Below are 25348 nucleotides of genomic sequence, written 5' to 3'. Positions count from 1 at the left end.
AGGGTTACTGCGCCAACCCTCAACGCAGCTCGAGCACGTCCTGCATGTCGTACAACCCCGGCTCACGACCATCGAGCCACAGCGCCGCACGCACGGCGCCCTTGGCGAAGGTCATGCGACTGGAGGCCTTGTGGGTGATCTCCACGCGCTCGCCTTCGGCAGCGAACAGCACCGTGTGGTCGCCAACCACATCGCCGGCACGCACGGTCGCGAAGCCGATGGTCTGACGATCACGCGCTCCCGTCTGCCCTTCACGGCCATATACGGCCACTTCGCGCAGATCACGCCCCAGCGCCTGGGCAACCACTTCACCCATACGCAGCGCCGTACCCGACGGCGCATCGACCTTGTGCCGGTGGTGCGCTTCGAGAATCTCGATGTCCACATCGTCACCCAGCACCCGCGCCGCCGTATCGAGCAGCTTCAGGCACAGGTTGACGCCGACGCTGAAGTTGGCGGCGAAGACGATCGGGATTTCCTTGCCAGCCTCGACCAGTTGCTCTTTCTCTTCCGGCGTGAAACCGGTGGTGCCAATGACCATGGCCTTGCTCGCCTTGCGGCAGAACGCCAGGTTCTTCAGGGTGACCGAGGGGTGGGTGAAGTCGATCAGCACGTCGAACTCGTCGGCGACCTTGGCCAGGTCGTCGGAGATCGGCACGCCGATACGGCCCAGCGCCGCCAGCTCGCCGGCATCGGCACCGACCAGGGTACTGTCCGGGCGGTCGATCGCCGCCGTCAGGCCTGCCTGGGGCGCTTGTTGCTGCACAGCCTCGACGAGGGTCTTGCCCATCCGCCCGGCCGCGCCCATCACTGCAATACGTCGCATAACCTGTTCCTTGTCAGAGATCGCCAAAGAAGCGCTTCACACCTTCGAACCAGCCACTGGCCTTGGGCGAATGGGAACTGTCGCTGTCCAACGAGTCGCGGAACTCTTCGAGCAGTTCGCGCTGGCGACGACTGAGATTGACCGGGGTTTCCACCGCCACGCGGCACAGCAGATCGCCCGCAGCCCCGCCACGCACAGGGGCTACGCCCTTGCCACGCAGACGGAACTGCTTGCCGGTCTGGGTACCTTCGGGAATTCTGAGCTTGACGCGACCATCGAGGGTCGGGACCTCGAGCTCGCCACCCAGGGCAGCATCGGTGTAGCTGATCGGCACTTCGCAGTACAGGTGCTTGCCGTCACGCTGGAAGATGGCGTGCTCGCGCACGTTGATGACCACGTACAGGTCGCCGGTCGGGCCACCATGGGTCCCCGCCTCGCCTTCGCCGGACAGGCGAATGCGATCGCCGGTATCGACACCGGCCGGCACCTTGACCGACAGAGTCTTGTACTCCTCGACACGACCTTCGCCATGGCACGAAGTGCAAGGGTCGGTGATGATCTTGCCCTGGCCATGGCAGCGCGGGCAGGTCTGCTGCACTGAGAAGAAGCCCTGCTGCATACGCACCTGGCCGATGCCGCCGCAGGTCGGGCAAGCCGCCGGGGACGAGCCTTTCTTGGCGCCGGAGCCGTCGCACGGCTTGCATTCGACCAGCGTGGGAACGCGGATATTGACCGTCGTGCCACGCACCGCCTCTTCCAGGTTCAGCTCCAGGGTGTAGCGCAGGTCGCTGCCGCGCTGGGCGCCGCCACGCGAGCCGCCACGGCCACCACCGAAGAAATCGCTGAATACATCGCCGAAGATGTCGGAGAAGTTGGCGCCACCGAAACCGGCACCGCCGCCACCCATGTTCGGATCGACGCCGGCATGGCCGTACTGGTCGTAGGCCGCGCGCTTGCTCGCATCGGACAGCACTTCATAGGCCTCGTTGGCCTCCTTGAAATGCTCTTCCGACTCCTTGTCACCGGGATTGCGGTCGGGGTGGTACTTCATCGCCAGGCGGCGATAGGCCTTTTTGAGATCACCTTCACTGGCGCCACGCTCGACACCCAGCACCTCATAATAATCACGCTTTGCCATAGGTCATTTGCACTCTTGAGGGCGTTCGGCATACCTCTGCGCTATGCGCTGTGCCGCAACACCTGCCAACCTCCGAGAGGCTCTGACAGATGCTGTAAAAATTCTCGTATTCCAGACACACCAACGCGGGAGCAAGCCCCCGCGCGGCGACATCCTACCAGCTCACCGCCAAACGGCGGTGGCTGACCGACAACATGCAGGCATTACTGCTTGTTGTCTTTCACTTCCTCGAACTCGGCGTCAACCACGTCATCGTGCTTGGCTTCCGGCTCGGCCTGCTGGGCGCCGCCCTGAGGCTGTTCGGCCTGCTGCTCGGCGTACATCTTCTGGGCAACCGGCGCGGAGACTTTCGACAGCTCTTCGACCTTGGCGTCGATGGCGGCCTTGTCGTCGCCTTTGACAGCCGCTTCCAGGGCAACCACGGCAGCCTCGATGGCGGTTTTCTCTTCCGCGGTGACCTTGTCACCGGCGTCAGCGACCATCTTGCGGGTCGAGTGAACCAGCGCGTCGCCTTGGTTACGGGCTGCGGCCAGCTCTTCGAACTTGCGGTCTTCCTCGGCATTGGCCTCGGCGTCACGCACCATGCGCTCGATTTCGTCATCCGACAGGCCGGAGTTGGCCTTGATCACGATCGACTGCGACTTACCGGTAGCCTTGTCTTTCGCGCTGACGTGCAGAATGCCGTTGGCGTCGATGTCGAAGGTCACTTCGATCTGCGGCACACCGCGTGGAGCCGGCGGAATGTCGGCCAGGTCGAACTTGCCCAGCGACTTGTTCTGCGCAGCCTGCTTACGCTCACCCTGCAGCACGTGGATGGTCACGGCGCCCTGGTTGTCGTCGGCAGTCGAGAACACCTGCGACTTCTTGGTCGGGATGGTGGTGTTCTTCTCGATCAGCGGGGTCATCACGCCGCCCATGGTTTCGATACCCAGGGTCAGCGGGCTGACGTCCAGCAGCAGTACGTCTTTCACGTCACCGGCCAGGACCGCGCCCTGGATGGCTGCACCCATGGCGACAGCTTCGTCCGGGTTGACGTCCTTGCGCGCTTCCTTGCCGAAGAAATCGGCAACCGCTTTTTGCACCAGCGGCATACGGGTCTGGCCACCGACCAGGATCACGTCGTCGATCTTGCTGGCGTCGATGCCGGCGTCTTTCAGGGCGATGCGGCATGGCTCGATGGTACGCGAGACCAGGTCTTCGACCAGCGACTCCAGCTTGGCGCGGGAAATCTTCACGTTCAGGTGCTTAGGACCGGTGGCATCTGCAGTGATGTACGGCAGGTTGACGTCGGTCGACTGAGCGGAGGACAGCTCGATCTTGGCTTTCTCAGCGGCTTCTTTCAGACGCTGCAGAGCCAGGGGATCGTTCTTCAGGTCCATGCCGGACTCTTTCTTGAACTCGTCGACGAGGTAGTCGATCAGGCGCATGTCGAAGTCTTCGCCACCCAGGAAGGTGTCGCCGTTGGTGGCCAGTACTTCGAACTGGTGCTCACCGTCGACTTCGGCGATTTCGATGACCGAAACGTCGAAGGTACCACCACCGAGGTCATAGACGATGACGGTGTGGTCGCCCTTGGCCTTGTCCATGCCATAGGCCAGCGCAGCGGCGGTCGGCTCGTTGATGATGCGCTTGACGTCGAGACCGGCGATGCGACCGGCATCCTTGGTAGCCTGGCGCTGGCTGTCGTTGAAGTAGGCCGGAACGGTGATGACCGCTTCGGTGACAGGCTCGCCGAGGTAGTCTTCGGCGGTCTTCTTCATTTTCTTCAGGACTTCGGCGCTGATCTGCGGCGGAGCCATCTTCTTGTCGCTGGCCTCGACCCAAGCGTCACCGTTATCGGCCTTGACGATCTTGTAGGGCACCAGCTTGATGTCTTTCTGCACGACGTCTTCTTCGAAGCGGCGACCGATCAGGCGCTTCACTGCGAACAGCGTGTTGTGCGGGTTGGTGACGGCCTGGCGCTTGGCCGACTGGCCGACCAGGATTTCGCCGTCGTTGGCGTAGGCCACGATCGACGGAGTGGTACGCGCGCCTTCGGCGTTTTCGATGACCTTGACGCTACCGTTTTCCAGGATGGAGACGCACGAGTTGGTGGTCCCCAGGTCGATACCGATGATTTTACCCATGTTAACTCTCCCGAAACTTGAATGGGGTGGCAGCCGCTACTTTGGGCAACTGCGGTAATACTTGAACGCTTGACACCTAGATGGGGATGCCCCGAAGGATTTCAAGCCTGCTCGTCGATAGAAGGTTGCGGAGCAACCGGCGCCTTGCTGACCACCACCATCGCGGGGCGCAGCAGGCGACCATTGAGCAGGTAGCCCTTCTGGAACACCTTGAGCACGCTGTTGGGCTCGACCTCTGCGCTTTCCTGCATGGCCATGGCCTGGTGGTGCTCGGCGTTGAATGGCTCGCCGTGCGGATCCAGCGGCTCGAGGTTGTAGCGCTTGAGGGTGTCGTGGAACATTTTCAGGGTCAGCTCGATGCCTTCACGCATCGGCTTGATGTTCTCGTCGTCGGCGCTGGACAGCTCCAGGCCACGCTCCAGGCTGTCGATCACCGGCAGCAGGTCACCGGCGAACTTCTCCAGGGCGAACTTATGGGCTTTCTCGACATCCTGCTCGGCGCGGCGACGCACGTTCTGCAGGTCGGCGACAGCGCGCAGGGATTGATCCTTGGCCGCGGCCAGCTGCTCCTCGAGCTCTTGAACGCGGGCATCGGTGTTGTCTGCGCCAGCTTCTTCGGCGTTAAGGTTCTTCTCATCCAGCTGTTCGTCAGCCATTGGGGTTCTCCTTCGCAATTTCTGTAGGGCGAGCCAAGCTCGTCGTGTCTGCCGGCTATATGGGGTCGGAAAAATCAGGTTCAAGGGCTGACCGCCCGACGACGGCCCAGGAGATTCTCCGGACGGGCCTTGGCAGAGTCGAAAAAACTACTGTATAAATAACCAGACACGATCTTCGGGAGCCGCCCTCATGCTGGTGCACCTGTCCATCCATAACTACGCCATCGTCGAACACCTCGATCTCGAACTTGACCGCGGCATGTCCGTCATCACCGGCGAGACCGGTGCGGGCAAGTCGATCATGCTCGACGCCCTCGGCCTCGCCCTCGGCGACCGTGCCGACAGCGGCGTGGTGCGCCCCGGCGCGGACAAGGCAGACATCCTCGCCACCTTCGACCTCGCGGACATTCCCGAGGCAGGCACCTGGCTGGCCGAGCGCGACCTGGCCAACGACGGGCCGTGCATCCTGCGCCGGGTGATCACCGCCGAAGGCCGCAGCCGTGGCTACATCAACGGCACCCCCTGCCCACTGGGCGACCTGAAGGCGCTGGGCGAGCTGCTGATCGACATCCACAGCCAGCACGAACACCAGTCGCTACTGAAGACCGACACCCACCGCCGGCTACTGGATGAGTACGCCGGTGCCATCGACCTCGCGCGTCAGGTGCAACTGGCCGCCAAGCGCTGGAACCAGACGCGCCTGGAGCTGGAACGGCTGACCAACTCCGGTGACGAGCAACGCGCCCGTCATCAGTTGCTCAGCTATCAGCTCGAAGAGCTCGACAACCTCGGCCTGGGCGAAAACGAGCTGGAACAGCTCGAACAGGAGCACAAGAACCTGACCAACGCCGAGGCCCTGTTCGGCATTTGCCGACAGGTCATCGACCAGTGCAGCGAAAGCGATTCGGGCAACGTGCTAAGCGCCCTCACCTCAAGCCTCAATCGCCTGGGCGCCGCAGCCAATGCGCCCAAGGCACTCGGCGAAGCGGCCAACATGATTGCCAGCGCGCAGATTCAGGTCGAAGAGGCGGTCGGCGAACTCAACCGCTTCCTCGACAATTTCGACGCCGATCCCATGCGCCTGCAGGCCCTGGAAGAGCGCCTCGACACGATCTACACCCTTGCCCGCAAACACCGGGTGCACCCGACCGAGCTGCCACACCTGCAACAGCAGTTGATGGATGAACTCGAAGGCCTCAACGCCAGTGACGAAGCGCTCGAACGCCTGGCCGATGAGCAAGCGGCTTTCGCCCAGCATTACCAGGCCAAGGCCGCCGAGCTGAGCGCCTTGCGCCGACAGGCCGCCCAGCAACTGGCGGTCGCCGTGGAGCAGGAGGTGCAGCGCCTAGGCATGCCGGGCGGTCGCTTCTGCATCGAACTCACGCCCAACGAAGGCACCGATCTCTCCCCTCACGGCCTGGAGCAGATCGAGCTGTTGGTCAGCGCCAACCCGGGGCAACCGCTGAAGGGCCTGGCCAAGGTCGCCTCCGGCGGGGAACTGTCGCGTATCAGCCTGGCGATCCAGGTCATCACCGCGCAGACTTCACGCATCCCGACCCTGGTGTTCGATGAAGTGGATGTGGGCATTGGTGGCCCCACGGCGGAAATCGTCGGCCAACTGCTGCGTCGACTGGGCGAGCGTGGTCAGGTGCTGACCGTGACCCATTTACCGCAGGTAGCCGCCCAGGGACATCACCACCTGTTCGTGCACAAGGTACGCAACAGCGATACCACGCACACCGCCGTGGCAAGCCTGGGCAAACGCGAGAGGGTCGAAGAGGTGGCAAGGATGCTGGGCGGCATCGACCTGACCAAGGAATCACTGGCCCATGCGCGCAAGATGGTGGTGAGCAGCAAGGTATAGAGCCAGCTCGAACACCAACGCAGAAAGCACAAAGGCGACCCGAAGGTCGCCTTTGCTATTTATAACGATTTAATCGTTACTTTTTCTTACGCACATAGAGGACCAGATTGTGGTCCACCAGTTCGTAGCCATGCTCGGCCACGATCTCTTTCTGACGACGCTCGATTTCAGCATCCATGAACTCGATGACCTCGCTGGTCTCCACGTTGACCATATGGTCGTGGTGACCGCCATCTGCCAGCTCGAACACCGCATGGCCGCCGTCGAAGTTGTGGCGAACCACCAGGCCTGCCGCCTCGAACTGGGTCAGAACGCGGTAGACGGTTGCGAGACCGACGTCCTCGCCAGCCTCCATCAGCGCCTTGTAGACATCCTCGGCACTCATGTGGCGTTGCTCGGTCGAATCGAGCATTTGAAGGATCTTGACTCGAGGCAGGGTCACCTTGAGACCGGCTTTGCGCAATTCGCTATTTTCAACCATGGTCAGCTTTCTCGCCGATGCTGCTTCGCAGCTTCTCTTAATACGGGTATGATCGGTGTTTACGTTGTCCAGCCAAGATAGTGGAAGTCGCCCACCGATGCAAAACACCAAGCTCTTGCTAACCAGCCTCACGTTCGTGGGACTGCTCGCACTCGCCGGTTGCTCGTTTCCCGGGGTTTACAAAATCGACATCCAGCAGGGCAATGTCGTCACGCAAGACATGATAGACCAATTACGCCCCGGAATGACCCGTCGGCAAGTAAGGTTTATCATGGGTAACCCCCTCCTCCAGGACACCTTCAACACCAATCGGTGGGACTACCTGTACAGCCTGCAGCCAGGCGGCGGCAAACGCCAGCAGGAGCGCATGAGCGTGTTCTTCAACGACAGCGACCAACTGGTCAGCCTGTCGGGCGACTTCATGCCGGGCGTGAGCCGCGACCAGGAGATCCTCGGCGGCAGCGGCGACACTACCGTCAGCCCAGCAACCGAAGGCCAGGCGCCAGCTCAACCGGAAGAAAAGCCGGCCAAGCCAGGCTCCACCGAAGAGTCGATCCAGCGCGAGATCGACACCATCGAGACCACCCCTGTCCCGACGCCGGCACCGCTGGAAACTTCACCGCAGTAATTGCAGCCGTATACAGAAAAAGCCCGGGCCATGGCCCGGGCTTTTTTGTGGATGCTGCTGAAACCTCAGCCGTGTAGCTGCTTGGCGCGCTGACAGAAGGCATCGACCAGGGTATTGGCCGCCTGATTGAACAGCGGACCGAGGGTAGCGCGCACCAACGGGCCTGCGTAATCGAACGACAGGTCCAGGCTGATCTTGCAGGCCTTTTCGCCCAGCGCCTTGAATACCCACACCCCATGTAACTGGGTGAAAGGCCCCTCCTCCAGGTTCATCTCGATCGATTGCCCAGGCACCAGCGAGTTGCGCGTGACGAACTGCTGGCTCATTCCGCCCTTAGCCACTTCAAGCTTCGCGCGCATGTGCGCGTCGCTGGCTTCGAGCACCGTGGAGTCCGAGCACCAAGGCAGAAACTGCGGGTAGCTGGCCACATCGTTGACCAGATCGTAGAGCGCCTGGGCGGGGTACGGCAGCAGGGCGGAGCGTTGAATATGGGTAGTCATCCAGGCATCACTTCCAAGGCTGGGTGGCGGCGCTTCGCAGCGTGCCGAAAACAGGTTCTGTACATGTGACAGGTTTTGTATTGTCCGGTATTCATTGCAGTGGCTCAAGCACACTGAAATCCCGTAGCCGACGACGCGGCGACTGCCTATAATGCCGCCCCTATGGCTAAGCAAAAGAAACATCCGACCGGGACCATCGCGCAAAACAAGAAAGCGCGACACGATTACTTCATCGAACACAAGTTCGAGGCCGGACTGGTCCTGTCCGGTTGGGAAGTAAAGAGCCTGCGGGCCGGCAAGGCGCACCTGACCGACAGCTACGTGCTGCTCAAGGATGGCGAAGCCTGGCTGTTCGGCAGCCACATCACCCCGCTGACCACCGCCAGCACCCACGTCATCGCCGACCCGATCCGCACCCGTAAGCTGCTGCTGAACAAGCGCGAACTCGAGCGCCTGGAAGCGGCTGTCGCGCAGAAGGGTTATACCTGCGTGGCACTGGCGCTGTACTGGAGCAAGCACCTGATCAAGTGCGAAATCGCCCTTGGCAAGGGCAAGAAGGAGTTCGACAAGCGCGATGTCGTGCGCGAACGCGACTCCAACCGCGAGCTGCAGCGTGCGGTGCGCAACAAGGGCAAGGAAGACTGAGTCTTCTCTAGCCTGCTGCGGCCCTTTCGCGGGACAAGCCCGCTCCCACAGGATCTGCGCTGACCGACGCTCGGCACAGATCCTGTGGGAGCGGGCTTGTCCCGCGAATGACCCAATACAGCTTTCAGCGCCCGCTGCGCCGCTCCGCCCGCGCCACTCGCTGGGCCTCGTCCTGGGCTTCCTCGAGCACTTCCTGCACATACAGAATGTGCCGGCTCGACACCTCCCGCGCCTCCTCTGCCCGACCCTCGACGATCGCCTGATACAACTCGCGGTGCTGACTGATCAGCATGTCGCGCGTCTCCGCGCGCTGTTGATACATGCCGCCGATGTTGGTCACCACATTACGCTTGAGCAAATCGAACAACCCGCGGATGGTGTGCAACAGCACCGCGTTATGGCTGGCCTCGGCAATCGCCAGGTGGAAGCGTGCATCGGCTGCGCCTTCCTCTGCCCGAGTGACTTCGTCGGCCCTGGCGTAACAATCCTGCAGGGTGTCGAAGGCTGCCTTCAGGCGCGCGCGGTCAGGCTCGGTAGCGCGCAGCGCGGCGTAGTAGGCGCAGGAGGCTTCCAGGGTATGGCGAAATTCCAGCAGGTCGCGCTGGGCCTCGGCACTGTGCTCCAACAGCTGCAGCAGCGGATCGCTGAACGTCGAGCCGAGCGACTCGGCGACAAAATTGCCACCCCCTTGGCGACTGACCAGCAAGCCCTTGGCCACCAGCTTCTGGATCGCCTCACGCAGTGACGGGCGGGACACGCCGAACTGCTCGGCGAGGACGCGCTCGGCCGGCAGCCGCTGTCCCGACGTCAGCGTGCCTTCCAGAATCATCCCTTCCAACCGGTCGACGATATCGTCCGACAGGCGCCGTTGGCGGACCTGATCAAAAACCATCACATGCTCTCCACAAACCCCTGCTGAATTCGGGGTCGGCCATTCTCACTGATTCGGGCCGTGCCAGCACCCATCAGTTAGGTTTTTTTGCAGCCGTTCAGCCACCGCTCATCGCCGCTCGACCAAAGTTTCAGCCAGGACAAATTGACACAGGCATCAGCGCGCTTTTAACCTAGCGTCCAGCCATTGTAAATTGGTCTTACCAATTATCCAATGCCAGTGCTGACCAACAACAATTAGGGGCTACCCCATTATGCAAACCTGGCAACAACTCTATACCCCCCTTGGTAGTCTGGGCCTGTCTGCCCTGGCAGCCGTCATCCCGATCGTGTTCTTCTTCCTCGCCCTGGCCGTGTTCCGCCTCAAAGGCCACGTGGCCGGCAGCATCACGCTTGGCCTGTCGATCCTGGTGGCGATCTTCGCCTTCCAGATGCCTGTCGACATGGCCCTGGCTGCCGCGGGCTATGGCTTCCTCTATGGCCTCTGGCCAATTGCCTGGATCATCGTCGCGGCGGTGTTCCTGTACAAACTCACGGTCAAGAGCGGCCAGTTCGAAGTGATCCGCAGCTCGGTGCTGTCGATTACCGACGACCAGCGCCTGCAGGTGCTGCTGATCGGCTTCTGCTTTGGTGCCTTCCTCGAAGGCGCGGCCGGCTTCGGCGCGCCGGTGGCGATCACCGCCGCCCTGCTGGTGGGCCTGGGCTTCAACCCGCTGTACGCCGCGGGCCTGTGCCTGATCGCCAACACCGCGCCCGTGGCTTTCGGCGCCCTGGGCATCCCGATCATCGTGGCCGGCCAAGTCACCGGCATCGACGCCTTCCACATCGGCGCCATGACCGGTCGCCAACTGCCGCTGCTGTCGCTGTTCGTGCCGTTCTGGCTGGTGTTCATGATGGACGGTCTGCGCGGGGTGAAGGAAACCTGGCCTGCCGCCCTGGTGGCCGGCCTCAGCTTCGCCGTGACCCAGTACTTCACCTCGAACTTCATCGGTCCGGAGCTGCCGGACATCACCTCGGCGCTGGCCAGCCTGATCTGCCTGACCCTGTTCCTCAAGGTCTGGCAACCGAAGCGCTCGTTCGCCGAGGCCAAGGGCAGCGTAGGCGCCGCCGTGGTCCAGCCAAGCGGCAGCCAGCCGAGCCCATACAGCTTCGGCGAGATCTTCAAGGCCTGGTCGCCGTTCCTGATCCTCACCGTACTGGTGACCATCTGGACCCTGAAGCCGTTCAAGGCGGCCTTCGCCCCAGGCGGCGCGATGTACAACTTCGTGTTCAACTTCGCCATCCCGCACCTGGACCAACTGGTGGTCAAGACCGCGCCGATCGTCGCGACACCGACCGCCATGCCTGCAGTGTTCAAGCTCGACCCGATCTCCGCCACCGGTACCGCGATCTTCCTCTCGGCGCTGATCTCGATGGCGGTGCTCAAGATCAACTTCAAAACTGGTCTGACCACTTTGAAGGAGACCTTCTGGGAGCTGCGCTGGCCGATCCTGTCGATCGGCATGGTCCTGGCCTTCGCCTTCGTCACCAACTATTCCGGCATGTCCTCGACCATGGCGCTGGTCCTGGCCGGCACCGGCGCGGCGTTCCCGTTCTTCTCGCCGTTCCTTGGCTGGCTGGGGGTGTTCCTGACCGGCTCCGACACCTCGTCCAATGCCCTGTTCAGCTCGCTGCAGGCGACCACCGCGCACCAGATCGGGGTCAACGACACCCTGCTGGTGGCTGCCAACACCAGCGGCGGCGTGACCGGCAAGATGATCTCGCCGCAGTCGATCGCCGTGGCCTGCGCCGCCACCGGCCTGGTCGGCAAGGAATCGGACCTGTTCCGCTTCACCGTCAAGCACAGCCTGTTCTTCGCCACCATCGTCGGCCTGATCACCCTGATCCAGGCCTACTGGCTGACCGGCATGCTGGTTCAACACTAAAGTGAAAGGGGCCGGGCGCTCGGGCGCCCGGCATCTCCTTCAACCCACGCTGCGAGAATCCATGATCATTTCCGCCTCCACCGACTATCGCGCCGCGGCCCAACGCAAGCTGCCCCCTTTCCTCTTCCACTACGCCGACGGCGGCGCCTACGCCGAATACACCTTGCGGCACAACGTCGAGGACCTGGCGAGCATCGCCCTGCGCCAGCGCGTGCTGAAGAACATGTCCGAGCTGAGCCTCAAGACCGAGCTGTTCGGTGAAACCCTGAACATGCCAGTGGCCCTCGCTCCGGTCGGCCTCACCGGCATGTACGCCCGCCGTGGCGAAGTGCAGGCGGCACGCGCAGCGGCAGCCCATGGCATTCCGTTCACCATGTCCACCGTCTCGGTGTGCCCGATCGAGGAAGTCGCTCCGGCCATCGACCGGCCGATGTGGTTCCAGCTGTACGTGCTCAAGGACCGCGGCTTCATGCGCAACGCGCTGGAGCGGGCCAAGGCCGCCGGCGTGAAGACCCTGGTGTTCACCGTCGACATGCCAGTGCCCGGTGCCCGCTACCGCGACGCCCACTCCGGCATGAGCGGCAAGAACGGCCCGATGCGCCGTGTGCTGCAGGCCATGACCCACCCTGAATGGGCCTGGGACGTCGGCGTCATGGGCCGTCCGCACGACCTGGGCAACATCTCCACCTACCGCGGCAACCCGACTGGCCTTGCCGACTACATCGGCTGGCTGGGCGCCAACTTCGACCCGTCGATTTCCTGGAAGGACCTGGAGTGGATCCGCGACTTCTGGGATGGCCCGATGATCATCAAAGGCATCCTCGATGCCGACGACGCCCGTGACGCAGTCAAGTTCGGCGCCGACGGCATCGTCGTCTCCAACCATGGCGGGCGCCAGCTCGACGGCGTGCTGTCCAGCGCCCGGGCCTTGCCGGCCATCGCCGACGCGGTCAAAGGCGATCTGAAGATCCTCGCCGACTCGGGTATCCGCAGCGGCCTGGATGTGGTGCGCATGATCGCCCTGGGTGCCGACAGCGTGCTGATCGGCCGCGCGTTCCTATGGGCCCTGGCGGTGCATGGCCAGGCCGGAGTGAAGAACCTGCTCGAACTGTTCGAGAAGGAAATGCGCGTGGCCATGGTGCTCACCGGCGCCAAGTCGATCGGCGAAATCACCCGCGACTCGCTGGTCCGCGAACTGGGCGCTTGAGCGCGCCTACCTTGAGTAACACCGCCTGAATGACCGGGGCACAACGGCGCACCAGACGCCGTGGCCCCGCGAGGAGATTGCATGAGCCTGCCCGCCGCGTTCCTGCGTGATGTCGAGCGCCTGATACCCGCCGAACGCCGTTTCGACGACCCCACTTCGACCCTGGCTTTCGGCACCGATGCCAGTTTCTACCGGCTGATTCCGAAGCTGGTAGTACGGGTCGAATCCGAGGACGAGGTGGTCGGGCTGATCCACCTGGCCCAGCGCGAGCGCGTGCCGGTTACCTTCCGCGCCGCCGGTACCAGCCTTTCAGGCCAGGCCATCAGCGACTCGCTGCTGATCGTGCTCGGCGACAACTGGAATGGCCGCGAGATCCGTGGCGCTGGCGAGCAGATCCGTCTGCAACCCGGCGTGATCGGAGCCCAGGCCAATGCCTGGCTGGCCCCCTTCGGGCGCAAGATCGGCCCTGACCCCGCTTCGATCAATGCCTGCAAGATCGGCGGTATCGTCGCCAACAACGCCAGCGGCATGTGTTGCGGCACGGCGCAGAACACCTACCACACCTTGGCCGGCATGCGCCTGGTACTGGCTGACGGCACCCGCCTGGACAGCGAAGACCCGGCCAGCGTCGCCGCCTTCGAGCGCAGCCATGCCGACCTGCTCGAGGCGCTTGCCCGGCTTGGTCGCGAAACCCGCGCCAACACCGAACTGGCCGACCGCATCCGGCATAAATACCGCCTGAAGAACACCACTGGCCTGTCGCTGAATGCACTGGTGGACTACGACCAGCCGCTGGATATCCTCCAGCACCTGATGGTCGGGTCCGAAGGCACGCTGGGCTTCATCAGCGCGGTGACCTACGACACCGTGCCCGATCACCCCCATAAGGCCAGCGCATTGCTGGTGTTTCCCAGCGTCGAGAGCTGCTGCCGCGCGGTGACCGTGCTCAAGCGCCAGCCGGTGTCGGCGGTGGAGCTGCTCGACCGCCGCAGCTTGCGCTCGGTGCAGGACATGCCAGGCATGCCGCTGTGGGTGAAAGGCCTGTCGGCCAATGCCTGCGCGTTGTTGATCGAGTCCCGTGCCGCCAGCCAGAGCCTGCTGCACGAGCAGTTGGGCCAGGTCATGGCGTCGATTGCCGACTACCCGCTGGAGCAGCAGGTGGACTTCAGCGAAGACCCGCTGGTGTACAACCAGCTGTGGAGAATCCGCAAGGACACCTTCCCGGCAGTCGGCGCGGTACGCGAGACCGGCACCACGGTGATCATCGAGGACGTCACCTTCCCCGTCGAGCAGTTGGCCGAGGGCGTGAATCGCCTGATCGAGCTGTTCGACAAGCACCGCTACGACGAGGCGATCATCTTCGGCCACGCCTTGGAGGGCAACCTGCACTTCGTCTTCACCCAGGGCTTCAACAGCCCCGAGGAAGTTGCCCGCTATCAGGCATTCATGGACGACGTGGCGCAGTTGGTGGCCGTGGAATTCGGCGGGTCGTTGAAGGCCGAACATGGTACCGGGCGCAACATGGCGCCGTTCGTGGCGCTGGAGTGGGGCCAGGATGCCTACCAGCTGATGTGGGCGCTCAAACGCCTGCTCGACCCCAATGGCATTCTCAATCCCGATGTGGTGCTGAGCGAAGATCCGGACATCCACCTGAAGCACCTCAAGCCGCTGCCGGCTGCCGACGAGATCGTCGACAAGTGCATCGAGTGCGGCTTCTGCGAACCGATCTGTCCGTCCAAGGGGCTGACCCTAAGCCCGCGTCAGCGCATCGTCATGTGGCGCGATATCCAGGCCAAAAAGCGCGCTGGCATCGACACCCGAGAGCTGTTGCAGACCTACCAGTACCAGGGCATCGACACCTGCGCCGCCACCGGCCTGTGCGCTCAGCGCTGCCCGGTGGGCATCAACACCGGCGAGCTGGTGAAGAAACTGCGCAGCCAGGCCGCCAAGCAGGAAAAGACTGCCGACTGGCTGGCCGAGCATTTCACCACGGCTTTGGGCGGCGCACGCCTGACCCTGACGGCCGCCGACACCGCGCGCAAGCTGCTCGGCGCCCCCCGCCTGGCGCGGGTGAGCGCGGCTTTGAGCAAGGCCAGCAAGGGCCGCCTGCCACAGTGGACACCGGCGATCCCGCAACCGGTACGCGGCCTGACCTTCGGCCCGGCGAGCAACGATGCCCGGCCACGCGTGGTGTACCTCGCCGCCTGCGTGTCGCGGGCGATGGGCCCAGCCTACGCCGACCGCGAACAGAGCACGCTACTGGACAAGACCCGTGCGCTGCTGGAAAAAGCCGGCTATCAGGTGGTGTTTCCGGACAACGCCGACAGCCTGTGCTGTGGCCAGCCGTTCGCTTCCAAAGGCTATCCCGAGCAGGCCGAGCACAAGCGCCAGGAGTTGATCAACGCCCTGCTGCAGGCCAGCCGTGGCGGCCTCGACCCGATCTACTGCGACACCAGCCCCTGCACCCTGCGCCTTGTGCAGGACATGGCAGACACCCGGCTCGACCTGTACGACCCGGTGCGGTTCATCCGCACTCATCTGCTCGACCGGCTGGAGTTCACCCCTCAGGACGAGCCGGTGGCCGTGCATGTGACCTGCAGTACCCAACACCTGGGCGAAAGCCAGGCGCTGATCGACCTGGCGCGGCGCTGCAGCAAGCAGGTGGTTGTACCCGAAGGAATTCATTGTTGTGGGTTTGCCGGGGACAAGGGGTTCACCACGCCGGAGCTCAATGCCCACTCGCTGCGTAGCTTGAAGGATGCGGTGCAGCATTGCAGCGAGGGGATTTCGACCAGCCGGACCTGCGAGATCGGGCTGTCGAGCCACAGTGGGATCGATTATCACGGGTTGGTTTATCTGGTCGATCGGGTGACGCGGCCGCGGAGTATTTGAGGGTTGAGTGGGAGGCAGAGTGCTCGCCGATGTTGTTGTAGTGGCGCGGATATCGAGCGCCGCCCGCGCAAGCAACACAGGCCATATCCCTCGCCGCTCTCAGATTCATCTTACCCACCGATACTAGCGATCCCGCGCCCAGCGAAATACCCTACAACCCAAGTCGACACGCGTCTGATTGTCCCGGAAATCCTGGCCCCCTAGGCTGTCCGAGTCGCTGATGTTCAGCGATCGGGTGTGGAGCCCCGGCCTAGCATTCTGGAGCGTGTCGTTAATGGCGGCTGTACGCGGGAGGCCTCGTGCCTACCGAGTACTCCTGAATGCACTCGGGTTCCACCCCGTGTACAGCTGCCACCCTTCCTGTGGAACGGAAGCGGCAGTCCTTCAGCATTCAGGAGGCTGCATGAAAAAAATCGTCCCCGACCCACCGCATTTCTACCAAATCCCCGACGGCACCACCCTCTGCAACGCCATCATCGAGCGTCATGTACCCTTAAACCATGTGGTGATGAACGTCACCCATTACCTGATGATCGCCTATAACCGATGCCGCTATGCCGTCGACAGCATCGAAGATGAAGCCATGCGCGAATCGGTCGAGAACGGCCTGCGCGCCATGCAAATCACCTGGGCTCAGGCGGATGCCCTGCTGTTGGCATTGGAACGCAAACCAAGTCTGCATTGATAGCGGCCTAACCGGCCTCTTCGCGGGTAAACCCGCTCCTACAGGGGAATCGCCAACTTCGAGCTCGGCGCTGTACCTGTGGGAGCGGGCTTGCCCGCGAACACCGGCTACGCCGGTGCCATCCCCCACCGAATTCAGGAAACCAATCCCATGGACACCACCGACCCCACCCACGCCACCACCGCCGGCATCGAAACCTTCGACCTGTTCCGCCTGCAGCCGGGCATCCCCTTTGACCACGCCTTCAGCCAACTCTCGGTCCTGCTCGGTTGCATCCGCCACCTCACCACCGAAGCCGAAATGGAAAACGACCGCAAGGCCGGCAGCGCCGCACGCATCCTCAGCGAAATGGCCAAGGCGCTGATCGACGACATCGAACTGGGTCTGAACAAAACCAACTGACCCATGAGGAGCAGCCCTGTCTCGACGCAAGGGCGCTCCCGCCCGCAACATCTCGCCACACTCCATCATGCCGCCCCGCCATCATCCCGATTGAACCCCCGCAAATCCGCCACAGTCAATCGTTACAGGCCCACCCTCCAGAGGCCCTAAAAGGAGATACCCATGAAAGGCACCGCACTCTCGGCCCTCTTCGCGGCCGCTACCCTCCTGGCTTCCCCGGTATTCGCCGCCGAAGACCTGTGCGCCATCAACCTGCAGAAAATCGATGACAGCATGGCCACCGCCGGCGCCACCTCCGAAGGCCTGGACAAAGCCGTCACCGAGCACATCGACAAGGCCAAGGCAGCCCAAGCGTCGGGCGACACCAAGGAATGCATCGCCATTACCTCCAAGGTGCTCGAGCGCCTGGAAAAAACCGACAAAGGCAGTGGTTCGGCAGGCGGCAGCGGCGGTGCTTGAGCCTTCGCGGCGGGAGCGAGGCGGCATGTTGTCGACGCCGCCCGCGCAATCACGTATACTGCCCGTACGTGCCGACAGGTACGTGAGCTAGAGCTGTAGCGTGGGGCCGATTAGGATTCGACGCCGGTTGCGAAACTCTAGGTGCATGCCGAGTTGGTAACAGAACTCGTAAATCCACTGTTGCAACTTTCTATAGTTGCCAATGACGAAAACTACGAGGGCTACGCTCTCGCTGCGTAAGCAGCTGAGCCCGCTCTCCTGGTAGCTTCGGCTCCAGCAATCACCAGGGGATGCCTGTAAACCCGAAGTGATTGTCATACAGAACAGGATCGTCGTGTAGCACGTTGGGGGCAAAGCGACTAAAACTTACCCAACTCGTCCAAAGCACCCTGCCCGTCGGGCGGCTGCGGATTAACTCAGTAGACACGGCTAAGCATGTAGTACCGACAGCGGAGTACTGGCGGACGGGGGTTCAAATCCCCCCGGCTCCACCAAATATCCTTTACAAATCAGGCACTTAGCGAACAGCTACAGTGCCTTTTTTGTGTCTTTTTGGGCCGTTATGGTTGGGTAATGCCAGCTTTATGACAGCCTCCCTTCCCGTGAAGCCCCTCCCCGGCTACCGCCGTTACCTCAACAACCGAAAAAACGTTTTCTGTCGCTTTTCCGGTTTGAAAACGCGCCACAGCGATCTTTCAGGAGTATTAAATCTGTGTCGGCTTACACACAGAGACCCGCACATGCCGACACATGCCCCCAAGAAGTACCTGATCAGCCATACCTCTCTGCAGCAATGCTTTGACAAGAGCCGCTCCGGCCTCGAGAAGCTGCGAGAAAACGATCCCAGCTTCCCTCGCCCCATCAAATTTGGCTCAACCAAACAGGCTGGCGTTTACTTCGTCGTCGCGGAGGTGGAAGCCTGGCTGGAGGGCAAGATCAGCGAGCGTGATGGAGTCACTCGGGCTCTCTCTGAGAGAGCTGAGCAATGACCACACACGAGCAGATACCGTCGTTCTTGGCGGAAATGCCCGAGGCAGCACGTGCTTCGTATCTGAATCCAAGCATCGTGCCAAAGCCACTGCCGAGCGGATTGGCCAGGGTTATGCCCTGGCGTGGAGAGCTACTGCCTGCTGTTCTTCAAGAATACGTGCTGGATGTCGCCGAGCGCACTCAGTGCCCACCGGATTTCGTTGGGGTCGCGCTTGTGGTTGCTGTTAGCGCCGTAGTCGGACGCAAATTCACCATCCACCCGAAGCAACATGATGATTGGACTGTCGTTCCCAACCAATGGGGAGTCATCATTGGAAGGCCGTCTGCAATGAAAACACCAGCGCTCAAGCAAGCGCTTCGTCCCTTGGACGCATTGGAGACAAGAGAGCGAAATCAGCACTCCATGGCGTTGGAGGAGTACAGGACCAACACTGAGCTGCTCGACATCGAGCGCAAGGCTGCTAAGAGCAAGGCCACAAAACTTGTAGGCAGCGGTGACAAACTTGGAGCGCGGGAGGAACTCACCAAGGTTTCGAGTAATGTGCTGCCCCCAGTGCAGCGTCGTTACACCGTCAACGACTCAACAGTAGAAAAGCTCGGTGAGCTGCTCAACGAAAACCCAAACGGCCTGCTGCTAGTACGTGACGAGCTCGGGGGCTGGCTCGCAACAATACAGAGTGAGGACGGCTCAGTGGCACGCGCTTTCTACTTGGAGTGCTTCGATGGCAACGGCTCATTCACCTACGATCGTATTGGCCGAGGAACCCTGTTCATCGAGTCATGTTGTTTATCGCTGATAGGCGGAATTCAACCCTCACGAATCGCATCCCTCGTGAACGCCTCGATCAGCGGCGAGGTGGATGACGGCCTGATTCAGCGCCTACAGCTCGCCGTCTATCCCGACGATATCCGTCAGTGGCGTCTGGTCGATCGCTGGCCAAACCAAGCTGCTGCTGAGCAAGTGAAACAGGTTATTGACTACCTCGATCAGCTACCATCCGAGCCCCGTACTACGCTCAGGTTCAGCCCAGAAGCACAGGAAATGTTTAACGCCTGGTATACGCGTCATATGCAACAAAGCCGGAGCGAAGAATTTCACCCAGCATTGCAATCCCATTATCTAAAAATGCCGCAGACCATTGCGGGGTTGGCCCTATTGTTCGAACTGGTCGAAGGTGGTCAGAGAGCCGTGGGCATAGAGTCCACATCACGCGCCATTAACTGGGCGAGCTACCTGATGAGCCATGCCTTGCGACTCTACGGCGCAGCTATCAACGCCCCACTACTCGGTGCCAGGCTGATCCTGGAGCGTCAGCAGAAATTACCCGAGCCGTTTACCCCACGCGAGGTGCGTCAGAAGGACTGGATGGGATTAGGCTCACAGGACGCTGTGAACAACGCACTCGCAGTTCTGGCTGAACACGACTTAATCATTGGCTACGAGGTGGCCGGAGAAAAAGGTGGCCGCCCATCAACACGCTACATCTGGCGAAAAACGTAGCCTCGCCCCAACCTGTTTATCAAAAAGGCCGGTAGCGCAGCCTACAGAACCTACGAAACTAAGTTCTGTAGGTTTTGTAGGCACTCTTTTCCTGGTTGGGATAAGTAATCAGCGCCCAAATGGACGTACCTGAGCGCTTGGGGCAGCTGCCAGTGCTTGCGAAGCGGCGCTCTGAATCTGTCGAATCAGGCCGGAATCGGCCAATAGCGGACTCTCGACAACGATCAGGGCTGCACTTGGCAGTGGTTCGGCCCAGGGCCAGGCCATGGGGGTGTTGGCCGCGAAGGCGCGCAAAACCTTGCTCCTGACCGGGACCTTGATGGGTGGCTACGCCGACGACCTGTTCTACCTCCTGTTCCGCATCCTCACCAGGCGCATGATCGAGGACGGCTATCGACCAAACGCACGTGGTAGCATGGCTCCTGCAGCCATGTCGTTCATGCGCGATCACGGCGTGCTCAAGGACATCTACACCGAGCGCGATGGCGATTCGCACAAGACCGCCAAGGGCAAGAAGCTCTCCGTCCGTACCGTGAAAGCCCCAGGCTTCGGCCCTAAAGGCATTCACCGGTTCGTGCTGCCGTTCACCGTGTTCCTGAAGCTCAAGGATATCGGCGGCAATGTGCTGCCCAGCTATCAGGAGGAGTTCGTCGACGTGCCCATGGCGCCGGAGCAGGACTCGGCCTACCAGCGCCTGGCTGGAACATTGACCACGGCACTCCGGCAAGCCTTGGCGCGTCGCGACACTACCTTGCTTGGGGTCGTGCTCAATGTGCTCCTGGCCTGGCCAGACTGCTGCTTCCGACCGGAGATGGTCAAACATCCCCGTACCCGCGACACGCTGGCCTTTGTGCCGGCGCTTTTCGGCGACGATGAGCTGATGCCCAAGGAGCAGGCGCTGCTGAACCTGTGCCTCGAGGAGAAAGCGAAAGGCCGCAAGGTCCTCGCCTACACCGTCTACAGCGGGACGCGAGATACCACGTCCCGATTGAAGAAGGTCCTCGAGCAGGCGGGCCTGCGCGTGGCGGTACTGCGGGCCACGGTTGAAACGGCGCGGCGAGAGGATTGGATTCTCGACCAGGTCGACCGCGGCGTCGATGTGCTACTCACCAACCCGGAGCTGGTTAAGACCGGGCTGGATCTGCTGGACTTCCCGACCATCGCGTTCCTGCAGACGGGGTACAACGTGTACACCCTGCAGCAGGCAGCGCGGCGGTCATGGAGGATCGGACAGAAGCACCCGGTGCGCGTGATTTTCTTCGGCTACGCCGGCAGCTCGCAGATCACCTGCCTGCAGCTGATGGCCAAGAAGATCGCAGTGGCGCAGAGCACTTCGGGTGATGTACCGGAATCAGGGCTCGACTCCCTGAACCAGGACGGAGACTCGGTTGAAATGGCGCTAGCTAGACAGCTGATCGCGGCATAGCATATGGCCACCTTCGGGTGGCCTTTTTTCCCGCCTGCGGATATGACATTTTGACGAGAGTTTGACCATTGATGGAAATATCGATGAAAGGACAACTGCAACGATGCTCGACAATCTTACAATGCTTGCCTGCTAGAGCGGACTTGTCGATCCGGCTTTTGGAGAAACTATAGGCATCTATTATTCATGTACTCATGAAATTTAAAGATGGCTCATTACCACTCACTTTCTTCTATATGCCCTAGTAACCCTCAACCAAAATCAATTATCGTTGAATTCATAATTTAAATTATATATTAATAACGCCCTATTAAGTAGATCTATAATTTCAACCAAGGAGCTCGCCTCAAATTCGGCCTCTCCGATTTTTAATCGTAGTGATCGTTGAGCATTTGCCGCCAGCCAAATAGCAATGATCTTCCAGATCTCAGGTACTACTGCTTGAGAAAATGGCATGAAAATATGGTTTTGGGTCGAGGTAAAAACAGCCATATCATTACGATTCGCAGGACTGCAAAAGCATCTATCATTTGCGCTTAGCGCATTAAAAATATCGACCCAATCCGACGAGCCGGTTGTTTCGACACCAGACTCCATTAACACCAGGAAAACACCACTTAACTTTTCCACACATCCCACCGCTTCGAATTATAAAGCATAATCAAAAACATCGGAGTCGTACAGCCATGTATATACAAGCGCGCTTTCAAAATTTTCGCACAACACGAAACCTCAGGACAAAAACCGCAACGACATAGCCCATTCGTACATGATTACGCAAATGATGAATTTTCGCAGTAATTCTCCCTCTTTATAACCAGCAAGTTTTTTAACTTGGGTAGCGGCAAGGGTTCTGCATACCAATAACCTTGGCCATAGGTGCAACCATTTTTCTGCAAAAAATCTAGCTGCTCTGCATTCTCAATTCCTTCAGCCACCACTTGCATACCAATGCTCTTGGCCACTATGAGCGTGGCCTGAACAATTGCACGATCAAATTCATTGTGCGGCAGTTCACCAATAAATGTTCTATCAATCTTCAAACGATCTATTGGCAGCCTTTTAAGTATTCCAGGAGAAGAATAACCAGTACCAAAATCATCCATGGAAACCTCGACGCCAAGATCATGCAATGCCAATATAGTCTTAATCGCAAGAGATATATCGTGAATTGCAATGCTTTCAGTTATCTCTATCTCCAAGCGACTAGGAGGGAGCCCGACGCGCCTAAGGGTAGCGCTCACCTGCCCAATAAAGTCACTCTGCAAGAATGAATTACTACAAATATTGACTGCCACCGGCACATCAAGTAAACCTTCAGAGATCAGCTCCTTGTTATCGCTACATGCACGCTCAAGTACGAGGCGGCTGATCGCCGGCATTAGTCCATACTCCTCGGCCAGCGGAATAAAATTGGCTGGCGATATTGTCCCATGACAACCATCATTCCATCTAATCAAGGCTTCGAGACCAGAAGGCCGATAAGGTGGCACCAGCTCAAACTGTAGCTGATAGTGCAGTTCAAATTGATTTAGCTCAATTGCTTTTCGTAGACGGCCGACAGTCCGGAAAGTACTTTCCATCTTATCGCGTAGATCAAGACGGAAGAAACGTATACAATTCCCACCTTCTGCCTTAGCCTGATACATAGCTATGTCCGCATCATTAATCAGTTGATCGCTGTTTTGGCTATGCCCTGGGGATAGGCTAATACCGATACTTGCGCGAACTCTAATCTCAATACCTTTAATATTAAAAGGTGTTGAAAGGCAGTCTAGCAGGCGCTGACCTAACCTACGAGGCGCATTACGCTCACGTGGCTGAATCGAGGCTATGAGAAACTCATCACCCCCCATCCGCGCCAACAGGTCACTCTTACTCAGATTCTTTTGAAGTCTCTGCGCCAGATCGCTAAGCAAACGATCACCAACATCATGATCATAATGATCATTAATTTGTTTAAATCCATCCAGATCAATAAAAAGTATGACTAACTGCCACTCACCACCCTGACAAAAAAGTATGAGATCCCGCAACCTTTCATGAAGACTATTTCGATTTACACATCCCGTCAGACTATCATGAGTTGCCATGTATGTTATTTTTTCAATCATTTCTTTACGAACAGTTATATCATGACAAATCCCAACATATAGCTTCTGCTCGCCAACACTTAGTTCACCAATGCTCAAGTGCATTGGAAATAAGCTACCATCCTTTCGTTTGCCTACAACCTCTCGCCCTTTGCCGATAATCTTCTTTTCACCGGTTTTGGTATAGGCGCGCAGGTAGTCATCGTGTCTACTAGAGTCCGGATCCGGCATGAGGGTCGAGACATTCCTTCCGATAAGCTCTGTGCGGAGGAATCCAAAAATTGTTTCTGCCGCTGGATTAAGGGCACAAATTATACCGGCCGTATCGATAACGATCATCGCATCTACAGCTGCTTCGAAAATGGCATGAGATAGATCCCCCAAAGAGAGCTCCTGGGATGTAGACTCATTTGATGTAATGAAGGTTTTCATTGACGTGATCTATCCCTTAAAGCGTTCAACTAGTACATGTAGAGCATGCGCTGTACCCTCTAATTCTTTGCCTGTGCTTGAGGACTGTTTAGCAATGTCAGCGTTTTGGTCAGATACCTCTGCAATTGATGTAATCTGGCGTGAGATATCCTCAGCAACGTGAGCCTGCTCCTCGGAAGCAGATGCCATCTGCTCGCTCATCTGATGGATATTATTAACAGCCAAACTAATTCCATGCAGTGCCCGCTGCGTATCAATAACTTGCTCGACCCCTATTCGTGCCTCTTCACTCCCTTGGTGGGCAATACTTACTGCTTGGCTAGCGACTTGCTGGAGAGAGCTGATTATCTGCTGGATGGTCTGTGTTGATTCTTGTGTTTTTGATGCGAGTGCTCTCACTTCGTCTGCCACAACGGCAAAGCCCCTACCTTGTTCACCAGCCCTTGCCGCCTCAATGGCAGCATTCAATGCCAGTAGGTTCGTCTGATCGGCGATTGCTCGAATCATGTCAGCGGCCTGCTGGATGGAGGATGTTTCTAATGCTAAGCGCTCTACCGATTGACTAATCGCCTGTACGGTCGATGCAAGCTTCTCAATTATCTGCCTTGTTTTCTGTGCCTGGTCTGCCCCAGTCTGGCTGAGAATATTGACCTGATTGGCCTCATGCGCAGTATTGTGTATGTGTACTGATACTTCACTGATTGAGGCTGCCATTTCATTCATCGCAGTCGCAGCCATATCTGCTTCATCTCGTTGAAGCTGCAACGCGGCATCAGCCTGTTGAGCTAAACCTCCACTTTTCGACGCTAAATTAGCGGTTTGATTGGCATAATCGCTAAGCCGATTAAGTGCTGTGCGAATCCTAGCACTCTCACTAATCAAAATCATGTGAAGTTGAGCCACAGAACCAACTTTGTCGGTGTATGTACGCGCAATTAGCTCACTATCAAAACTGCCATCCGCTATATTGCGAAGCCCATCCAGAGTTTTCCTTTCATGACGAGTAGCCAGAGCCTGAAAAGCAAAAAACAACAGACTGATAGCACCTAGATTAATCCAGTAATTTCCGCCAAACAAAATCGCAGCAGCTAATCCAGAAGCCAAGATCGGCATACTAAAAATGCCAGCCGCAATTTGAAAGCGCTCCGTCCAAGCCACATTAGACTGACCTGCACTCAAGCGCTGGTAGAGCTTAATAGCACGTTCAACCTGTTCTATATCAGGCTTTACGCGAACTGATTCATACCCAACTGTTCTTCCATTTTCTAGAATCGGAGTAACGTAAGCATTGACCCAGTAGAAATCGCCATTCTTACATCTATTTTTGACGATACCCATCCAGCTTTTGCCGGATTTCAGGTATGACCACATATGTGCAAAGACGGCCTCGGGCATATCGGGATGGCGAACAATGTTATGTGGACTACCTATTAATTCGTCCCGACCAAACCCACTCACAGCAATAAACTCGTCATTGCAATAGGTCAAATTCCCATTACTATCCGTCGCAGAAATAAGACGTTGCTCTACCGGAAACTGGCGCTCCCGACTGGTAATTGGTAGATTCTTTCTCACGAGCAT

The 25348-nt window shown here is 59.3% G+C and carries 21 protein-coding genes, 1 other RNA gene and 1 pseudogene; 13 read left to right on the top strand and 10 right to left on the bottom strand.

Features of this window, described 5'->3' with window-relative positions; all coding sequences use genetic code 11:
• Positions 1 to 19: 19 nt before the first annotated feature.
• From dapB to grpE, 4 genes are all read right to left on the bottom strand, one after another.
• Positions 20 to 826: a 4-hydroxy-tetrahydrodipicolinate reductase gene (dapB, locus tag KY379_RS19925; protein WP_261241165.1), complete on the bottom strand. Its 807-nt coding sequence runs from the start codon at positions 824 to 826 to the stop codon at positions 20 to 22.
• Between the two features lie 13 nt (positions 827 to 839).
• Positions 840 to 1964 (bottom strand): molecular chaperone DnaJ, encoded by a 1125-nt coding sequence (dnaJ, locus tag KY379_RS19920; RefSeq protein WP_133330408.1) that lies wholly within the window; start codon positions 1962 to 1964, stop codon positions 840 to 842.
• A gap of 203 nt (positions 1965 to 2167) precedes the next feature.
• Entirely contained in the window at positions 2168 to 4090 is a 1923-nt protein-coding gene (gene dnaK / locus KY379_RS19915; protein ID WP_133330406.1) for a molecular chaperone DnaK, read from the bottom strand.
• A gap of 101 nt (positions 4091 to 4191) precedes the next feature.
• Complete coding sequence (gene grpE / locus KY379_RS19910) at positions 4192 to 4746, bottom strand: nucleotide exchange factor GrpE (protein WP_133330404.1); 555 nt, start codon at positions 4744 to 4746, stop codon at positions 4192 to 4194.
• A gap of 190 nt (positions 4747 to 4936) precedes the next feature.
• On the opposite strand from grpE, the gene recN reads away from it, so the two are divergent.
• A complete protein-coding gene (recN, locus tag KY379_RS19905; RefSeq protein WP_133330402.1) occupies positions 4937 to 6610 on the top strand; it encodes a DNA repair protein RecN in 1674 nt (557 codons plus the stop codon).
• A gap of 76 nt (positions 6611 to 6686) precedes the next feature.
• Here the strand turns inward: recN and fur are convergent, their stop codons facing one another.
• Positions 6687 to 7091 (bottom strand): ferric iron uptake transcriptional regulator, encoded by a 405-nt coding sequence (gene fur, locus KY379_RS19900; protein ID WP_008096237.1) that lies wholly within the window; start codon positions 7089 to 7091, stop codon positions 6687 to 6689.
• A 97-nt stretch (positions 7092 to 7188) separates the two neighbouring features.
• Between fur and KY379_RS19895 the strand changes: the two genes are divergently transcribed.
• Positions 7189 to 7719 (top strand): outer membrane protein assembly factor BamE, encoded by a 531-nt coding sequence (locus KY379_RS19895; protein ID WP_133330400.1) that lies wholly within the window; start codon positions 7189 to 7191, stop codon positions 7717 to 7719.
• 65 nt (positions 7720 to 7784) lie between these two features.
• Here the strand turns inward: KY379_RS19895 and KY379_RS19890 are convergent, their stop codons facing one another.
• A complete protein-coding gene (locus tag KY379_RS19890) occupies positions 7785 to 8219 on the bottom strand; it encodes a type II toxin-antitoxin system RatA family toxin (RefSeq protein WP_133330398.1) in 435 nt (144 codons plus the stop codon).
• A gap of 162 nt (positions 8220 to 8381) precedes the next feature.
• Between KY379_RS19890 and smpB the strand changes: the two genes are divergently transcribed.
• The gene (gene smpB / locus KY379_RS19885; RefSeq protein WP_133330396.1) at positions 8382 to 8864 is read left to right on the top strand and encodes an SsrA-binding protein SmpB; all 483 of its coding nucleotides are present in this window, start codon (positions 8382 to 8384) and stop codon (positions 8862 to 8864) included.
• A gap of 124 nt (positions 8865 to 8988) precedes the next feature.
• On the opposite strand, the gene KY379_RS19880 is transcribed toward smpB, so the two are convergent.
• Positions 8989 to 9756: an FCD domain-containing protein gene (locus tag KY379_RS19880; RefSeq protein WP_133330394.1), complete on the bottom strand. Its 768-nt coding sequence runs from the start codon at positions 9754 to 9756 to the stop codon at positions 8989 to 8991.
• A 253-nt stretch (positions 9757 to 10009) separates the two neighbouring features.
• Here KY379_RS19880 and KY379_RS19875 point away from each other — a divergent pair, with 253 nt between their 5' ends.
• The 10 genes and pseudogenes from KY379_RS19875 to KY379_RS19830 form a co-directional block, all read left to right on the top strand.
• On the top strand, positions 10010 to 11680 hold the full coding sequence (locus KY379_RS19875; protein ID WP_196171915.1) for a lactate permease LctP family transporter: 1671 nt from the start codon (positions 10010 to 10012) through the stop codon (positions 11678 to 11680).
• A 61-nt stretch (positions 11681 to 11741) separates the two neighbouring features.
• On the top strand, positions 11742 to 12887 hold the full coding sequence (gene lldD, locus KY379_RS19870) for an FMN-dependent L-lactate dehydrogenase LldD (protein WP_133330390.1): 1146 nt from the start codon (positions 11742 to 11744) through the stop codon (positions 12885 to 12887).
• 81 nt (positions 12888 to 12968) lie between these two features.
• Complete coding sequence (locus KY379_RS19865; protein ID WP_261241166.1) at positions 12969 to 15779, top strand: FAD-binding and (Fe-S)-binding domain-containing protein; 2811 nt, start codon at positions 12969 to 12971, stop codon at positions 15777 to 15779.
• Between the two features lie 403 nt (positions 15780 to 16182).
• Positions 16183 to 16464 carry a hypothetical protein gene (locus KY379_RS19860; protein WP_261241167.1) on the top strand — a complete coding sequence of 94 codons (282 nt, stop codon included), beginning with the start codon at positions 16183 to 16185 and terminating at the stop codon, positions 16462 to 16464.
• 150 nt (positions 16465 to 16614) lie between these two features.
• Positions 16615 to 16866, top strand: a complete 252-nt coding sequence (locus tag KY379_RS19855; protein ID WP_133330476.1) for a DUF3077 domain-containing protein — start codon at positions 16615 to 16617, stop codon at positions 16864 to 16866.
• Between the two features lie 162 nt (positions 16867 to 17028).
• Positions 17029 to 17325: a hypothetical protein gene (locus tag KY379_RS19850; RefSeq protein ID WP_196171917.1), complete on the top strand. Its 297-nt coding sequence runs from the start codon at positions 17029 to 17031 to the stop codon at positions 17323 to 17325.
• A gap of 102 nt (positions 17326 to 17427) precedes the next feature.
• Positions 17428 to 17819, top strand: a transfer-messenger RNA (tmRNA) gene (gene ssrA, locus KY379_RS19845).
• Positions 17820 to 18065: 246 nt separating this feature from the next.
• Positions 18066 to 18314, top strand: coding sequence for a helix-turn-helix transcriptional regulator (locus KY379_RS19840; RefSeq protein WP_013974306.1), 249 nt, complete (start codon positions 18066 to 18068; stop codon positions 18312 to 18314).
• Complete coding sequence (locus KY379_RS19835) at positions 18311 to 19816, top strand: YfjI family protein (RefSeq protein ID WP_028699669.1); 1506 nt, start codon at positions 18311 to 18313, stop codon at positions 19814 to 19816. The genes KY379_RS19840 and KY379_RS19835 overlap by 4 nt, the downstream gene beginning before the upstream one ends.
• Positions 19817 to 20057: 241 nt before the next feature.
• Positions 20058 to 21242: pseudogene (locus KY379_RS19830) on the top strand (helicase-related protein); the annotation flags it as partial.
• Positions 21243 to 21503: 261 nt separating this feature from the next.
• Here KY379_RS19830 and KY379_RS19825 read toward each other — a convergent pair.
• From KY379_RS19825 to KY379_RS19815, 3 genes are all read right to left on the bottom strand, one after another.
• A complete protein-coding gene (locus tag KY379_RS19825) occupies positions 21504 to 21872 on the bottom strand; it encodes a hypothetical protein (RefSeq protein ID WP_155418818.1) in 369 nt (122 codons plus the stop codon).
• Between the two features lie 143 nt (positions 21873 to 22015).
• The gene (locus KY379_RS19820) at positions 22016 to 23767 is read right to left on the bottom strand and encodes a putative bifunctional diguanylate cyclase/phosphodiesterase (RefSeq protein WP_208209484.1); all 1752 of its coding nucleotides are present in this window, start codon (positions 23765 to 23767) and stop codon (positions 22016 to 22018) included.
• A gap of 9 nt (positions 23768 to 23776) precedes the next feature.
• Complete coding sequence (locus KY379_RS19815; RefSeq protein WP_047934862.1) at positions 23777 to 25342, bottom strand: methyl-accepting chemotaxis protein; 1566 nt, start codon at positions 25340 to 25342, stop codon at positions 23777 to 23779.
• Positions 25343 to 25348 lie beyond the last annotated feature (6 nt).

The organism is Pseudomonas sp. HD6422, assembly GCF_025377065.1.
Lineage (GTDB): Bacteria > Pseudomonadota > Gammaproteobacteria > Pseudomonadales > Pseudomonadaceae > Aquipseudomonas > Aquipseudomonas putida_U.
This window is presented reverse-complemented; position numbering and strand designations above follow the sequence as displayed.